Annotated in this window: 13 protein-coding genes; 7 read left to right on the top strand and 6 right to left on the bottom strand. The window is 74.3% G+C overall.

The annotated features are described in order from the left end of the window. Positions 1 to 24 precede the first annotated feature (24 nt). A complete protein-coding gene (locus ACH4PU_RS16130) occupies positions 25 to 888 on the bottom strand; it encodes a DUF4344 domain-containing metallopeptidase (protein ID WP_398271847.1) in 864 nt (287 codons plus the stop codon). 199 nt (positions 889 to 1,087) lie between these two features. Between ACH4PU_RS16130 and ACH4PU_RS16125 the strand changes: the two genes are divergently transcribed. Both ACH4PU_RS16125 and ACH4PU_RS16120 read left to right on the top strand, forming a co-directional pair. Continuing rightward, positions 1,088 to 1,756: a response regulator gene (locus tag ACH4PU_RS16125; protein WP_398271845.1), complete on the top strand. Its 669-nt coding sequence runs from the start codon at positions 1,088 to 1,090 to the stop codon at positions 1,754 to 1,756. Then, the gene (locus ACH4PU_RS16120) at positions 1,753 to 2,874 is read left to right on the top strand and encodes a sensor histidine kinase (RefSeq protein ID WP_398271843.1); all 1,122 of its coding nucleotides are present in this window, start codon (positions 1,753 to 1,755) and stop codon (positions 2,872 to 2,874) included. The genes ACH4PU_RS16125 and ACH4PU_RS16120 overlap by 4 nt, the downstream gene beginning before the upstream one ends. Before the next feature lie 276 nt (positions 2,875 to 3,150). Here ACH4PU_RS16120 and ACH4PU_RS16115 read toward each other — a convergent pair whose 3' ends face one another. After that, positions 3,151 to 3,522, bottom strand: coding sequence for an STAS domain-containing protein (locus ACH4PU_RS16115; RefSeq protein WP_398271840.1), 372 nt, complete (start codon positions 3,520 to 3,522; stop codon positions 3,151 to 3,153). A 529-nt stretch (positions 3,523 to 4,051) separates the two neighbouring features. On the opposite strand from ACH4PU_RS16115, the gene ACH4PU_RS16110 reads away from it, so the two are divergent. Then, complete coding sequence (locus ACH4PU_RS16110) at positions 4,052 to 4,645, top strand: sigma factor (protein ID WP_398271838.1); 594 nt, start codon at positions 4,052 to 4,054, stop codon at positions 4,643 to 4,645. Continuing rightward, positions 4,642 to 5,856, top strand: coding sequence for a zf-HC2 domain-containing protein (locus tag ACH4PU_RS16105; RefSeq protein ID WP_398271836.1), 1,215 nt, complete (start codon positions 4,642 to 4,644; stop codon positions 5,854 to 5,856). The genes ACH4PU_RS16110 and ACH4PU_RS16105 overlap by 4 nt, the downstream gene beginning before the upstream one ends. A 74-nt stretch (positions 5,857 to 5,930) precedes the next feature. Here the strand turns inward: ACH4PU_RS16105 and purU are convergent, their stop codons facing one another. The 4 genes from purU to ACH4PU_RS16085 all read right to left on the bottom strand — a co-directional run bounded on the left by purU (position 5,931) and on the right by ACH4PU_RS16085 (position 10,929). Further along, the gene (purU, locus tag ACH4PU_RS16100) at positions 5,931 to 6,821 is read right to left on the bottom strand and encodes a formyltetrahydrofolate deformylase (protein WP_398271834.1); all 891 of its coding nucleotides are present in this window, start codon (positions 6,819 to 6,821) and stop codon (positions 5,931 to 5,933) included. A gap of 185 nt (positions 6,822 to 7,006) precedes the next feature. Further along, complete coding sequence (locus ACH4PU_RS16095) at positions 7,007 to 7,450, bottom strand: hypothetical protein (RefSeq protein ID WP_040890138.1); 444 nt, start codon at positions 7,448 to 7,450, stop codon at positions 7,007 to 7,009. 103 nt (positions 7,451 to 7,553) lie between these two features. Next, the gene (locus tag ACH4PU_RS16090) at positions 7,554 to 9,116 is read right to left on the bottom strand and encodes a hypothetical protein (RefSeq protein ID WP_398271832.1); all 1,563 of its coding nucleotides are present in this window, start codon (positions 9,114 to 9,116) and stop codon (positions 7,554 to 7,556) included. 424 nt (positions 9,117 to 9,540) lie between these two features. Next, positions 9,541 to 10,929 carry a transcriptional regulator gene (locus ACH4PU_RS16085; protein ID WP_398271830.1) on the bottom strand — a complete coding sequence of 463 codons (1,389 nt, stop codon included), beginning with the start codon at positions 10,927 to 10,929 and terminating at the stop codon, positions 9,541 to 9,543. A 363-nt stretch (positions 10,930 to 11,292) separates the two neighbouring features. Between ACH4PU_RS16085 and ACH4PU_RS16080 the strand changes: the two genes are divergently transcribed. The 3 genes from ACH4PU_RS16080 (at position 11,293) to ACH4PU_RS16070 (ending at position 14,526) form a co-directional block, all read left to right on the top strand. Continuing rightward, positions 11,293 to 11,967: a bifunctional DNA primase/polymerase gene (locus tag ACH4PU_RS16080; RefSeq protein WP_398271828.1), complete on the top strand. Its 675-nt coding sequence runs from the start codon at positions 11,293 to 11,295 to the stop codon at positions 11,965 to 11,967. Between the two features lie 145 nt (positions 11,968 to 12,112). Further along, on the top strand, positions 12,113 to 12,901 hold the full coding sequence (locus ACH4PU_RS16075) for an ABC transporter ATP-binding protein (protein WP_398271826.1): 789 nt from the start codon (positions 12,113 to 12,115) through the stop codon (positions 12,899 to 12,901). After that, the gene (locus tag ACH4PU_RS16070) at positions 12,898 to 14,526 is read left to right on the top strand and encodes a transporter (RefSeq protein ID WP_398271824.1); all 1,629 of its coding nucleotides are present in this window, start codon (positions 12,898 to 12,900) and stop codon (positions 14,524 to 14,526) included. The genes ACH4PU_RS16075 and ACH4PU_RS16070 overlap by 4 nt, the downstream gene beginning before the upstream one ends. Positions 14,527 to 14,552: the final 26 nt, after the last annotated feature.

Below are 14,552 nucleotides of genomic sequence, written 5' to 3'. Positions count from 1 at the left end.
GTCCTCAGACGCCGGACAGGCTGACTACTTGCCCCGTACGGCATACGGCTTCAGCAGCGCCTCCCAGCCGCGGCGCAGGGCGCGGTACTCGTCCGCGCACTGCTCGGCCCGTTCGCGGGTGAGCCGTTTGCCGTCGACGGGCTCGTGATCGCCGGCGGAACCGTGCAGGTAGCAGAGGTAGTTGGCGCTGCGGACGGCGTCGGGGGCGTGCTCGTCGCTGGGGTCGCCGTCCTCGGGGTCGTCGGCGGCGTACTGGGCGTAGTTGTCGGCGGCGGCCCGCAGCGCGGCCCGGCCCTCGGCACCGCCCGAGAGCAGGCGGTACGCGGCGAACTGGTCGGCGACGTCCTCCTCGCGTCCGGTGAACCGCAGGTCCAGCCGGTCGATGAGGGCGTGGGCGACCTCGTGGTACAGGGTCTCGGTGATCACTCCGGCGGTGCGGCCGGGCACGTCCGGGTCGCGGGCCGCGCGGAACATCGTGCGGACCTCGCCGACATAGCCGTAGCAGAGGCCGACCCGCCCGGTCTCCGGGTCGTACTCGGGGACGTCGTCCTCGGCGCAGGAGCGGCCGACGATCGCGATCCGCCGGGGCAGCCGGAGGGTGGCGTTCAGGTCGTCCGCGACCCGCTCGGCGAGGCGCCGGCGGCGCAGGAAGGCGAGGTGCTCCGTGTCGCCGCCGTCGGCCGTGCGGTAGGAGACGGTCACTCCGCTTCCGGGGCGCGGGGCCGTGCCGTCGTCCGGTCCCGCGCCGCCGTCTCCGCCGCCACCGCAGGCCGTGGCCGTGAAGGCGCAGACCGTGGCCATGAAGGCGCAGGCCAGCGTCGCGGGCAGAATACGGACGTACCGTGCGCGGGACGGCGTACCAGGGCCGGACCCGGCATGGTGCAGCATGGGCAGCACTCTGCCGGACGGCAGACCGGGAGGGAAATCCACCCGGTACGCCGGCCGCCGTGGCCATCCGGCCGCGGCCGACCGGTCCCGGCCGACCGGCGGAGCATTGGATTCCGCTTTCTCCGTGCCGGTACGGCAGGCTGGAAGGTGCCGGGAGTCCTCCGGGGCTCCTGGTGTGAAAGGGACGAGGGAGCGGGCGTTGATCCGTGTCGCTGTGGTGGACGACGAGCAACTGGTCCGGTCCGGACTGCGGATGATCCTGGGCACGGCCCGGGACATCGACGTCGTCGCGGACTGCGGGGGCGGCGACGCCGTGGCCACCGTGCTCGCCTGCGCGCCCGACGTCGTCCTCCTCGACGTGCGGATGCCGGACGTCTCCGGGCTGACCGTGCTGCGCGCCCTGCGGGCCGCGCCGGAGCCGCCCGCCGTCGCCATGCTCACCACGTTCGACGCCGACGAGTACCTGGCCGCCGCGCTGCGCGGCGGAGCGGCCGGGTTCCTGCTCAAGGACACCGACCCCGACCAGCTCGTCCGGGCCGTGCGGACGCTCGCGGCCGGCGGCAGCGTGCTCGACCCCGGGGTGACCAGGACCGTGATCGGCGGCTACCTCGCGGCGGGCGCCGGGGCCTCGGCCGCCGAGGCGGTACGGAGCCTGACCCCGCGCGAGCGCGAGGTGCTGGCCCACGTCGGCGCCGGACTGGCGAACCCGCAGATCGCCGAGCGCATGGGCCTGGCGCCCAGCACGGTCAAGGACCACGTCCGCGCGGTCCTCGGCAAGCTCGGCGGGATCAACCGGGTGCAGGCGGCCGTCGTGGCCGACCGCGCGGGGCTGGTGCCCGTGCCACGGCCCGGGGACGGCGTCCGGTGAACCCCCGGGCGCGGAGCCGGCCGGCCTGGGTGCCGCTCGTCGCGCCCGTGGCGCTGGCCGTCGCCGACGCCCTCCTGGTCAACGGCGTGACCCCGGGGGCCGCCCTGCTGCTCTCCCTGGCGGCCGCCGTGGCGCTGCTGTGGCGGCGGCGCTTCCCCGTGACGGTCTTCCTGGCCGTTCTGCCGGGCTTCTACATCGGCTACATCTGGTTCGCGCCGCTGATCGCGCTCTACACGGTGGCGGCCGTGCGCCGGCCCGACCGGCGGCTGCTGGGCGTCACCGGCCTGCTCTTCGCCGTCGTCCACTTCCTCCCCTACCCCGTCTCCGACCTTCCGGTGGGCAATCCGCGCGGGCTGGCGCTGGACGCGATCAACGCGGTCGTCATCGCGGCGGCTCCGATCGCGGTGGGGCTGCTCTCCCGGACCCGCCGCGAACTGGCCGCCCGGCTGGACGAACTGACCCGCAGCCGGGCCCGCGAGGACCGGCTCCTCGCCGACCGGGTCCTCGCGACCGAACGCGCCCGGCTCGCCCGCGAGATGCACGACGTCGTCGCCCACCAGGTGAGCCTGATCAGCCTTCAGGCGGGCGCGGTGCAGGTCAGCACGGCCGACACCCGGGCCCGTGCCGGGGCGCGGACCATCCGCGAGCTGTCGGTGCGCACGCTGGACGAACTGCGGCACATGGTCGGCATCCTGCGGGCGGCGGGCGCGGACACCGAGGAGCTCACGCCGCAGCCGAAGCTCGCGGACCTGCCGCGGCTGGTCGAACTGAGCGCGCTCGACGTCACGTACGAGGCCGCGTACGACCCGGCCGCCGAACGCTCGGAGGCGGTCGAACGGGCCGCCTTCCGCACCGTGCAGGAGGCGCTGACGAACGTGCGCAAGCACGCGCCCGGGGCGAAGGTGCGGGTGCGGGTGGACGAGCCGGACGACGGGCTGCGCGTCGAGGTCCGCAACGGGCCGGCCGACTCGGCCGTTCCGGCCCCCGGGCTGCCCGGCGGCGGCCACGGCCTGGTGGGGCTGCGGGAGCGCGCGCAGAGCCTCGGCGGCACGCTGGAGGCGGAGCCGACGGAGGACGACGGGTTCGTGGTGCGGGCGCGCTTTCCGCGCGGGGGATGAGCGTGCGGCCTCCGCGCGGGGTGACCGTGTGCTTTCCGGCGGTGCGCTTTTCGCGCGGGGGTGACCGTGTGCTTTCCGGCGGCGCACTTCCCGGACGGCGGTGACCGTGTGCTGTTCCACGCGGAAGGTGACCGTGTGGCGCCGGACGGAGCCGGCCGGGAGCCGACCCGTATGCCATGGGGCGGAGCCGGTGTGCCGCGTCTCCGGGCATGGCCGACGGCCCCGGCGCCGGGCGGCGCGGGGTGGTCGCCCGGCCGTTTCCGCGGCCGGGCGACTTCAGGCCGAGAGGGGGTCGGTCTCGGCCGTGGCGCTCGCCAGGTCCGGGTAGACCTCGAAGAGGCGCCGCACGCCGAGCGCGGCGAGCACCCTGTTGACGTGGGATCCCTCGACCGCCCCCTGGGCGGGCAGGATCAGCCGCAGCCGTCCTTGGCAGGAGCGCATCAGACGCCGGGCGGCGATGAGCACGCCGACCCCGCTGGAGTCGCAGAACCGCACCTCGCCGAGGTCGAGCACCAGACTCCGCCGCCCCTCCGCCACCGCGTCGTGCACACGCTGCCGGACCGCCGGGGAGGTCACCAGATCCATCTCGCCGCTGACCTGGAGCACGGCCCAGTTCCCCTGCTCGCGCTCCCACACCTTCAACGTCACGCGCTCGAGCCCTTCCACTCGGTCCGCCGGCTGTTCGCGCTTCCCGGCGCAATTCCGGACTGAGCCCTTCCGCGGTGTGGCCGCCGTCCCGCGCGCTCCGCGACGGTCCTACGACCCTCGGGGATCCGGCAACCGGATCCGCCGCGAATTGCCGTCTGGCATAAACCACCGCCCTGACCCTATGCCCAGCCCGGACGCTTCCTCCCCCCGGATCCGGTCACACCCGCATAACACATCGGCACATTCGAGCATGTCCGGTCAAACACCGATCGCCTGACGGACGGCCGACGCACTGCCGCCACCCCACGCGCCACCTGCGGGGACGATCCGGGCCACCCTGGCACCCGCGCCGGCGGCCGGCGGCGCCCCGGCTCCGTCAAGCCCTACCACCCGTGGCGGTCCCGCGCCCGGGCTTCCCTGATCTTCCCCGGAGTTACCCGGATTTCCGTCCGAACGCGCGCCCGTTGTCGGACCCTCCCGTTACATTGCGAAGTGCAGGCGTCGAGACGACGCACGGGAGGAGGGGCGGATGACGACGGACGCACCACCACGGTGGGACCGGAGGATGCAGCAGCGGCTCGCGCACGGCGAAGCGGCCGCGCTCGGCGAGCTGTACGACCGCTTCGCCTCCCTCGTGCACGGCCTCGCCCACCGCGTCCTCGGCGACGAGGCCGGCGCCGACCGGGTCACGCGCGACGTCTTCGGCCACGTCTGGGAGCACCCCGGTGAGTGGGACCCCCGGCAGGGCCCGCTGCGTTCCTGGCTCGCCGACCTCACCCACCGGCAGGCCGTCGCCCGGCTGCGCCGGTCGGAGAGCGACGGCCCCGGCGGCCCGGCCACCCCCGAGGAGATCGACGAACGCGTCCGCGCGGCCTCCGCCGCCGCCCGCGCCGACTACATCGTCGGCTCCATGCCCGCGCCCCTGCGCGAGGCCCTCGACCTCGCCTACACCCGCCGCCTCGACTACCGCCGGGCCGCCGCCGGCCTGGGGGTCACCGAGGACGAGGCGCGCCGCCGGCTGCGCCTGGGGCTCCAGTTGCTCTCCACCGCCCACGGCCCCCGCCGCCCGGGCTACCGCGCGGCCGGCCCGCCGCCGCCCTCCGCCGGCGGAGACCCACGATGACCGGACACCCGCGCCGGCCGTCCCGGCCACACCCCGCGCTCACCTCGCTGCTCGGCGCCTGGGCGCTGGCCGCCTGCTCCCCCGACGAGACCGCGGCCGTCGAGGAGCATCTGACCGACTGCGCCTCCTGCGCCGAGGAGGCCGTCCGGCTGCGGGACGCGGTCGCTTTACTCCACCCCGAGGACAGCCTCGACCTCGATCCGTCCCTGCGCTCCCGGGTGCTCGCGCACTGCCTCGGCCGCCGCCCGGCCCGGATCCCGGTGCCCGGCTGGGCCGCGCCCTACGAGGCGGAGACGGCCCGCCTCGACGCCCTGCTGCGGGACATCGGCGAGCAGGACTGGCGGGCGCCGGTGCGGCTCGCCTGGTTCGACGGGCGCCGGCCCGCCGAACGGCAGGTCAGCGTGGCCGCCGTGATCAGCCACCTCACGGCGGTGGACGGCCTCGTCGCCGGCTCGCTGGGCCTGCCCGACCCGGTGCCGGCGCCGGCCGCCGCGGTGGCCGTCCCGTCCGGCGGCGGAGCGGCGGAGGTGCCCGCCGGCCGCGTGCCGGTGTCGCCCGACGGACGCACCGAGGCCCTCTGGACGGCCGAGGAGGGCCGGCCCTCCGGCAGCGCCCACGCGGCCTGGCGCGACCAGAGCCGCGCCCTGATAAGGAGCGCGTCCTTCGCCGCGGGGAGCGCCGGGAACGGCGAGACCGCTGGGAACGCCGAGGCCACAGCCGCCACGAGCGTCGAGTACGGCCCGTTCAGCCTCCCGCTGCACGACGCCTTCCTCGACCGCGCCTTCGAGTGCTGGGTGCACGCGGAGGACGTCGCCGACGCGGTCGCGTACCCGTACGAGCCACCGGCGCCGTCCCATCTGCACCGCATGATCGACCTGGCGGCCCGGATGCTGCCGGGCGCCATCGCCGGCCGCCGCCGGGCCGGGCTGGCCCCGCCGGCGCACGTGCTGACCACGGCCGGCGCGCCGGGACGCGCACTGCACCTGGAGGTGGAGGGCAGTGGCGGCGGCCACTGGTACATCGCCCTGGACTCCCCCACCGCCCACGCCTCCCCGGGGACGGAAGTGGCCCATGTGGCGCTCGACGGGGTGGAGTTCTGCCGGCTCGCCGCCGGGCGGGTCGAGCCGCAGGAGGCCACAGCCGGACAGGACGGGGACCCGGAGGCCATCCGGGACGTCCTCTTCGCCACGGCCTCGCTGTCACGGCTGTAGGCGGCGGGAGCGGGAGAGAGGGGGGGAGGACCGCCGGGCCCGCGAACGCGGGCGGGCCCGGGGCGGCCTTGCGCTTACGCGAAGACGACCGTGCGACGGCCGTTCAGCAGCACCCGGTGCTCGCTGTGCCATTTCACCGCGCGGGCCAGGGCCTGGCACTCCACGTCCCGGCCGATGGCGACCAGCTGCTCGGGGGTCACCTCGTGGCCGACCCGCTCGACCTCCTGCTCGATGATCGGGCCCTCGTCGAGGTCGGCGGTGACGTAGTGCGCGGTGGCACCGATCAGCTTCACACCGCGGGCGTGCGCCTGGTGGTACGGCTTCGCGCCCTTGAAGCTCGGCAGGAAGGAGTGGTGGATGTTGATGATCCGGCCCGACAGTTCCTTGCAGAGGTTGTCGGAGAGCACCTGCATATAGCGGGCCAGGACGACCAGTTCGACCTTCTCGTCGCGGACGATCTCCAGCAGCCGCGCCTCGCCCTCCTGCTTGGTGTCCTTCGTCACCGGGATGTGGTGGAAGGGGATGCCGTAGGAGCCGACGAGCTCGGCGAAGTCGGTGTGGTTGGAGACGACCGCCGCGATCTCCACCGGCAGGGCGCCGATCCGGGAGCGGAAGAGCAGGTCGTTGAGGCAGTGCCCGAACTTGGACACCATCAGGACGATGCGCATCTTCTCGTCGGCGCGGTGGATCTGCCAGTCCATGTGGAACGCGTCGCCGATGGCGGCGAAGCTGGCCCGCAGCTTCTCCAGCGTCACCGGGGCCTCGGCGCCGAAGTGCACCCGCATGAAGAACAGCCCGGTGTCGTGGTCGCCGAACTGCTGGCTGTCCTCGATGTTGCAACCGGTCATGAAGAGGTAGCTGGACACCGCGTGGACGATGCCCTGCTTGTCCGGGCAGGAGAGGGTGAGGACGTACTGGTCGGGCTGTGCGGTCCGCGCGGGCGGCGCCGGCTGCGAGGCGTTCATAGCCCAATAGCGTCGCATATCCGCGGGGCTCCACCGGACCACCCGGTTCCGCGGGGCTCGGGCGCGGGGCTCGGGCGCGGGGCCGGGGCGGGGGGCCGGGGCACCGAGCCCCGGCGCGTACGGTCCCGTCCGGCCGGCGCGGCGCCGTCCGGCCCGGCGGGGGCCGCCGACCCGTCCCGCCCGGGTCAGACCTTCGTCAGGACGGCCAGGACGGGCAGGGAGCGCGGCGGCACGTCCGGATCGTCCCCGTCCCCCGCCGCCAGCCGCACATGCGCCTCGCGGGCCGCCCGGACGGCCTCGGGCCAGCCGTGGTGCTCCAGATAGGCCGAGACCGGCGCGTCGGCCCCGACCTGGTGCATGATCCGCAGCACGCGCAGCACCGCCACGTCCACCAGGGCGGCCTCGCCCGAGTCGCGGAACACCGTTCCGACGTATTTCTCAGCCGACCAGTTGTCCAGCCAGGTGTCCTCGACCAGGCGGTAGACGGCGTCGGTCACGTCTCCGTACCCTTCACGCCCGGTCAGCCAGCATTCCTGCTGGAAGGCCGGGTCCGAGAGCATGTGCAGCGCCGAGCGGACGTTCGCCCGCCAGCGCCACCATGGCATGTCATTGAGCGGCATGCCGTCCATGGTGGTCGAGCGGCGGCCGCGACGGGAAGACTTCTCCGAACCTTGCACAGCGATCGATCGTACGTTCCCGACCCGCCATCGTGTCCACGGGTGCCGGACGACGTCAGAGCTGTGTCCACTGCCGCTGCGGCAGCCCGTACTTCTTCGCGATCGGATTCCACAGGTCGGCCGCCCGCTTCTTGGCGGCCGTCGCCTCACCGCTGGCCCGGTCGCCGGCGAGGGCCTCCTTACTGGGACGGGCGTGACCCTTGTGGCAGCCGTGTTTGCCGCCGACCTGATCGGCCCAGGCCGCGTAGTGGGTGTCGGCGGACGCGGACGACTGCCACGCCTTGGTCAGCTGCGCGGTGAGGTCGCCGTGGCCGGGCAGTTTGTCCACGGAGGTGTTGCGCAGCCGGTCGACCAGGCCGTTCCGGTCCTTCGCGGCGTCGCGGAGGTCACCGGCCGACTTGCCGAGGTCCTTGCAGTTCCGGGTGGCGTCGACGGCCTGGACGACGGCGCCCCGGCTGCTGCCGCTGTCCTGGAGCAGCGCGTCCAGCGCCTTGGCCTGGCCCTCCGCCGGGTCAGCGGGCTTGGGCTTCTTGCTCTTGGTGCCGTCGGGGGTGGTCGGGGCGCTCGGTTCCGTCGTGACCGAGGCGGCCTTCTGGGGCTCCTGTCCCTTGTCCTTGTCGTCGCCTCCGCCCCAGAAGAACGCACCCGCGGCGAGACCCGCGACGGCGCAGCCGGCCACGACGCCGCCGATCACGGCGACGCTCCGGCCCCGGCCCGAGCGGGCCGGCTTCGCCGGGGCGGACGGTGGCGGCGCGTAGCCGGTGACCGGAGCGGCGGCCCCGGGCGGCGGAGGGCCGGGGACGCGCGGGCCGGCGGGGCCGGGCGGTGTCGCCGGCCCGGCGCCCGTGGGGCCGGGCCGTGCGGGCGCCTCGCGGAAGGAGGCGGCCGACTGCCGGAAGAGGGTGTCGAACTCGGCGGGCGGGGCGCTGCGGTCGCCGGAGGGCGGGGCGGGGGCGCCTGCGGGTGCCGCGGCTCCTGCCGGGCCCGCCGCGCCTGGTGTGCCTGCCGCTGCGGGAGCGACCGGCGGGAGGTACTGCGTGGCGGCCGAGTCGCCGGGAGCGGCGGTGCTCCCCATGCCCCCCTGGACGGGCGGCAGGAACTGCGTGGCGGCCGACGCCGCGTCGGGACCGGCTCCGGCGGGACCGCCCGGCACCGGCGGGAGGTACTGGGTCGCCGCTTCCCCGGCGGGTGAACCGGCGGGGGACGGGCCGGGAACCGGCGGAAGGTACTGCGTCGCCGCCTCCCCGGCGGTCGGGGCGCCGGGAACCGGCGGCAGGAACCGCGTGGCGGCCGACGTCGCGTCCTGCGACGGGCCGGCCGGGTTCCCGCCCGGGATCGGCGGGAGGTACTGCGTGGCGGCCGAATCCGAAGCTGCTCCGGTGGGCGGAGTGCCGGGAGTGACCGGAGGCAGGTAACGCGTCGCCTCTCCGTCGCCGTTCGGTCCGGGGGCCGACGGCTCCTGGAACGGCGGGAAGTACTGCGTGGCCGGCTCGTCCTCGGCACCGCCGACGCCCGCGCCCGCGACGGGCGGCAGGTACTCGGGCGCCGGGGCGCGGCCCGGCAGGGGCGGTACGGGGTCGAAGGCGCGCGCCGCCGGGCCGAGTCCCTGCGGGGGCACGGGCGCGCCGGGTATTCGGGGCGCCGTGCCGGCGCCGGGCGGAGGCATCTCGGGTGGCAGCGGCGTCCGTCGCCCGCCCGGCGGGGTCGCAGGGAATTGCGGCTCGTTTCCCTGTCCGCTCTGCGTCACCGGGACTCCTCATGCTGTACGGGTACGGAACGGCGGCTCACGCTACCCGGTGACTTGTCGGCAGGCCACGTGCAGTGGGGAGGGGAGGGAGGGATGCCCCGTCCCGCCCTTTCACCGTTTCCGCGGGGAGGACCCCGCACCCCCTGAAACCGCGCTCCGCGCGGTTGTCCTCAAGCGCCGGACGCTGAATGGCCCGTCCGGCGCTTGAGGACGAGCGGCGAGGCCGCGACAAGCGGGGTCTGGGGCGCAGCCCAGGAATCGGCGAAGGGGTGGGACCGGGGCCCCACCCCTCCCCCTAAGCCGCCTGCATCTCCATCCGCGCCCCGAAGTCCCTTACCGCCGGCTCGTCCCGGAACGGCTGGAGGCGTTGCTGGAAGTCCTCCAGGTACTCCGCGCCGCGGTTGGACCGGAGGGTGCCGAGGAGTTCCAGGGCCCGGGTGCCCGTCGCGCAGGCCTCTTCCACCTCGCGTTGCTGCACATGTGCGGTGGCGAGCAGGAGAAGGCCGATGGCGCGGCGGCGGACGCGGCCTTCGGGGTGGTTGGCCAGGGCGTCCTCCGCATGCCGGCGGGCCGGTTCGGACTGGCCCAGGTCGCGGTGGCAGTGGGCCAGTTCGTCCGAGAGGTACGCGCGGTCGAAGTGCCGGATCCACGAGGGATCGTCGCCGGAACCGATGCCTCCGTCGGCCTGTTCGAGCTTGGTGACGGCCTTGGCGGCGACGGTCTGGCAGGACCGGGCGTCGCCGAGGAGCGCGTGCCCGCGCGCCTCAGCCGCGTGGAACATCGCCTCGACCCGCGGTGTGACCTGCCCCCGGGCGCCCTCCTGTGCCGCCTTCGCGAGCTGGGCGATCTCCCGCGGGTTGCCGAGCGACGCGGCGAGGTGGCTCATGCTGGCGGCGAGTACGTAGCCGCCGTAGCCGCGGTCGCCCGCGGCCTGCGCGAGCCGCAGGGCCTGGATGTAGTAGCGCTGGGCGAGCCCCGGCTGCCCGGTGTCGACGGCCATGTAGCCGGCGAGTTCGGTCAGCCGTGCGACGGCGGCGAAGAGTTCACGTCCGACCGCCTCCCGGTACGAGCCGGCGAGCAGCCCGGAGACGACGCTGTTCAGGTAGTGGACGACGACCGGGCGGACGTGCCCGCTCCCGTACCGGTGGTCGAGCTCGACGAGCGCCTCCGTGGTGGCGCGGACCGCCTCCACGTCCGACACCCCGACCCGGGCGCCCGCGCTCCGCGCGACCTGCGGGTCGGCGCCGGTGATCAGCCAGTCGCGGCTGGGCTCGACCAGCGCGGACGAGGCCACCGAGGTGCCGCTGAGGAAGTCGCGCCGGCCGACGTCGCTCCGCCACAGCTCGCAGACCTGCTCGATCGCTCCCATGACGGTCGGGGAGAACTGCAGGCCCACGCCCGAGGCGAGGTTCTTGCCGTTGGCCATGCCGATCTCGTCGATGGTGACCGTCCGGCCCAGTTTGCGGCCGAGCGCCTCGGCGATGACGGCCGGGGCACGGCCGCGGGGCTGCTGGCCGCGCAGCCAGCGGGCGACGGACGTCTTGTCGTAACGGAGATCAAGGCCGTGCTCGGCGCCGCACATGTTGACGCGGCGCGCCAGGCCGGCGTTGGAGCAGCCGGCCTCCTGGATGAGCGCCTGCAGCCGTTCGTTCGGCTGCCGCGCGACGAGTGGCCGTGCGGCCATCTGTACCCCCTGAGACTGCTATGTGTTCGCGAAGGACTTCGCGGAGCTCTTCGCGGGGCCCTTCGCGGAGTTCCTCGCGAACGACCTCACGAAATACGGAGAAGCTGGGACAGCTGAGAGCGCCTTCCTCTGCGATCTTTCCCCCCAATGTCCTGAGAATGCCGGACTTTCCCGTATTGATGCCAGAGCGTTGATGAATGCGTCGGCTGTGCCGGCTTCCGCCTCGCCAGTGGCTACCCCCCTCCCGGGGCGAAGCCGCCTCTGCGCCCCCGCACATGCATCCGTGCGCCCCGTGTGCTGATCCCCGCTGCCCCCATGCACCCCCGGAACGGCCCGTAACCCCTGGTGACAAGGGGAGTTGTGATGAACGTGGAAGAGACGATCGGAGTAGGGACCCCGCGCATTCCCCAACAACGCGGCGAGCGCGTCCTCGACGCCGCGGTGCGGTACGCGGAGGAGCGGCACTGGGACGTTTTCGCCGGCACCTGGCTGGAGGCCGTGGACGGCCGGGAGCGCTGCTCCTGCGGCGACCTCGACTGCCCCGCCCCCGGCGCCCACCCGGCCCGGCCGGACTGGGCCACGCAGGCCACCGGCAGCGCGGTCGGCGCGCGCCGCATGTGGGCGAAACACCCGGACGCGGCGGTCCTGCTGCCGACGGGGCGGACGTTCGACGCCCTGGACGTCTCCGAGTCCGCGGGCTGCCTGGCGCTGGCCCGCATGGAACGGATGGGCATCGAGCTGGGGCCGATCACCAGCACCCCGTTCCGCCGGATGCTCTTCTTCGTCCTGCCGGGCGGGGCGCTCAAGGTCGCGGACGCGGCGCGCAAGCTGGGCTGGCGCCCCTCCTCACTGGACCTGGTGGCGCGGGGCGAGGGCGACTACGTGGTGGCGCCGCCCAGCCGGGTGGGCAACCGCGGTGCCGTGCAGTGGGCGCGCCAGCCCACCGCCGCCAACCGCTGGCTGCCGGACGCGGAGGAGCTGGTCAGCGCGCTCGCCTACGCGTGCGGCGGGCAGTCCGCGGAGGCCCGGGGACGGTAGCGGGCCGGCCCTCCGAAAGGCTTCCGCTCCAGGACCCGCCTCGTCCGGAAGTCCCTGACGTTTGTCACCTGCTTCCGTCCCCGGCCGACCCTAGGCTGAGGACGGGGCGGGGCCTGCCGCCCCCGAGCACCACCAGGAACGAGGGATGGCAGTGGGACGGGAAACGACATCCGCGGCCGTACGCGTCGAGGGACTCTGGAAGCGGTTCGGCGAACAGGTGGCCGTGGCCGGGATCGATCTGGAGATACCCGCCGGCCGGTTCATCGGGCTCGTCGGGCCGAACGGAGCGGGCAAGACCACGACGCTGTCGATGGTCACCGGCCTGCTGCGGCCCGACTCGGGACGCGTGGAGATCGCCGGACGCGATGTCTGGGAGGATCCCGCCGCCGCCAAGTCCGTGATCGGTGTGCTGCCCGAGGGGCTGCGGATGTTCGAGCGGCTGTCGGGGCGCGAACTCCTCGCCTACACCGGGCGGCTGCGGGGGCTGCCCGGCGACGAGGTGGACCAGCGGGCCACCCAACTCCTCGACGTGCTCGACCTCGCGGGCGCGCAGCACAAGCTCGTCGTCGACTACTCGACCGGCATGCGCAAGAAGATCGGGCTGGCGACGGCGCTGCTGCACAACCCCGAAGTCCTCTTCCTGGACGAGCCGTTCGAGGGTGTCGACCCGGTCTCCGCGCAGTCCATCCGCCGGGTGCTGGAACGTTACACCGCCTCCGGCGCCACGGTCGTCTTCTCCAGTCACGTGATGGAGCTGGTGGAGTCCCTCTGCTCCTGGGTCGCCGTCCTCGCCGCGGGCCGCATCCGCGCGCACGGCACCCTGGAGGAGGTCCGGGGGGAGGCGCCGACGCTCCAGGCCGCGTTCCTCGACCTCGTGGGCGCCCGCGGGACGAGCGACGGCCAGGAGCTCGACTGGCTGGGCGGCGTCCGATGACGCCCGCGACCCCCTCCCCCGCCGCCCCCGCCGCCCCTCTCCTCTCGCTGACCCCGCTCTTCGCCCGCCTGAAGCTGACGCTGCTGCGCAACGGCCTGCGGCAGTCGAACAAGCGCAAGGCCGTCTTCATCGCGTCCGTCGTCCTCGTCGCCCTGTTCGGTGCGCTCCAGTTGCTCGGCCTGGTGGCGCTGCGGGGCACCGAGCACGCGGCGGCGTTCATCGTGCCGCTGATGGTGCTGGTCGCGCTCGGCTGGGCGGTGATGCCGCTGTTCTACCCCGGCGGCGACGAGACCCTGGACCCGACGCGGCTGGCGATGCTGCCGTTGCGGCCCGCGCCGCTGATCGCCGCGCTGCTGGTCAGCTCGCTGATCGGCATCGGCCCGGCGTTCACCCTGCTGATCCTGATCGGCTCGGTGATCGCGACGGCGCACGGGGCCGCGGCGTTCGCCGTCGCGGTGCCGGCGGTGCTGCTGACGCTGCTCGTGTGCGTGGCCCTGACACGGGCCGTCGCCACCGCCAACGTCCGGCTGCTGTCCAGCCGCAAGGGAAAGGATCTCGCGCTGCTCAGCGGCGTGATCATCGGCGTCGGGGCACAGCTCGTCAACCTGGCGGTGCAGAAGCTGAGCGAGGCCGGGCTGGCCCGGCTGGAGCCGGTGGCCGACGTGACGCGCTGGATCCCGCCGGGCTCGGCGCTGGACGCCGTACGGGCCGCGGGCGAGGGCGAGTACGGGCTCGCCGCCGCGGAACTCGCCCTGACCGCCGCCCTGCTGGCCGTGCTGATGCTCTGGTGGCAGCGCACCCTCACCAAGGTCATGACCTCGCCGGACTCCTCCACCCTCGTCTCCACGGCGAAGCCGGAGAAGGAGCACGGGGCCGGCGCGGGCCTCGCCCGCCTGCTGCCCGCCGGGCGGATGGGCACGGCCGCCCAGCGACAGTTGCGCTACGCCTGGCGCGATCCGAAGATCAAGACGACCTGGGGGTCGACGCTGGGCATCGGCACCGCGATACCTCTGATCAACATCGTGCAGGGCTCGCACAATCTGTACTTCATCTCCGTCGCGGTCATCATGCTGACCGGTCTGATGTACAACCAGTTCGGTCAGGACGGACCGGCCTTCTGGATGGTCCTCCAGACGATCGGCTCGGCGCGCGACGCGCTCGCCGAACTGCGCGGCCGCGCGCTCGCCCTGACCCTGATCACGGTGCCCTACCTCCTCGTGCTCGTCCTGGCGATGGCGGTGATCACGGGCAGGTGGGACCAGTGCCCGGAGGTGCTGGGACTGAGCTTCGCGGCGCTGGGGGGTTTCCTGGGAACGGGGGCCATCGCTTCGGTGCAGTACCCGTACTCCGTCCCGCAGGACCACGCCTTCAAGAACATCGCCCCCGGCCAGTCCGGCATCGCCTGGCTCGGCACGCTCTGGTCGCTGGTCGGACTGGCCGTCTGCGCGCCGCTGATCGGGCTGACGATCGGCCTGCACCTGGCGGGCGGCCACGGGCTCCTGTGGGCCGTGCTGCCGCTGGGCGTCGTCTACGGGCCGCTGGCCGCCTGGGCAGGGCTGCGGTTCGCCGCGACGCGGATGGCGCGGCGGCTGCCGGAGATCCTGGAGGCGGCGAGCAAGGCGTAGGGGCGGCAGGGCCGCTCACGTGGGGT

The organism is Streptomyces sp. NPDC021100, from assembly GCF_044333095.1.
Lineage (GTDB): Bacteria > Actinomycetota > Actinomycetes > Streptomycetales > Streptomycetaceae > Streptomyces.
Note: the sequence above shows the minus strand (reverse complement) of the source record. Positions and strands in the feature narration are given on the sequence as shown.

Excerpts from the sequence above, each read along its gene's own strand:
- ACH4PU_RS16085 (WP_398271830.1), bottom strand. The coding sequence starts at position 10,929 with ATGGCCGCACGGCCACTCGTCGCGCGGCAGCCGAACGAACGGCTGCAG.
- ACH4PU_RS16075 (WP_398271826.1), top strand. The coding sequence starts at position 12,113 with ATGGCAGTGGGACGGGAAACGACATCCGCGGCCGTACGCGTCGAGGGA.
- ACH4PU_RS16080 (WP_398271828.1), top strand. The coding sequence starts at position 11,293 with ATGAACGTGGAAGAGACGATCGGAGTAGGGACCCCGCGCATTCCCCAA.
- ACH4PU_RS16130 (WP_398271847.1), bottom strand. The coding sequence starts at position 888 with ATGCTGCACCATGCCGGGTCCGGCCCTGGTACGCCGTCCCGCGCACGG.
- ACH4PU_RS16095 (WP_040890138.1), bottom strand. The coding sequence starts at position 7,450 with ATGGACGGCATGCCGCTCAATGACATGCCATGGTGGCGCTGGCGGGCG.
- purU (WP_398271834.1), bottom strand. The coding sequence starts at position 6,821 with ATGAACGCCTCGCAGCCGGCGCCGCCCGCGCGGACCGCACAGCCCGAC.
- ACH4PU_RS16070 (WP_398271824.1), top strand. The coding sequence starts at position 12,898 with ATGACGCCCGCGACCCCCTCCCCCGCCGCCCCCGCCGCCCCTCTCCTC.
- ACH4PU_RS16110 (WP_398271838.1), top strand. The coding sequence starts at position 4,052 with ATGACGACGGACGCACCACCACGGTGGGACCGGAGGATGCAGCAGCGG.
- ACH4PU_RS16105 (WP_398271836.1), top strand. The coding sequence starts at position 4,642 with ATGACCGGACACCCGCGCCGGCCGTCCCGGCCACACCCCGCGCTCACC.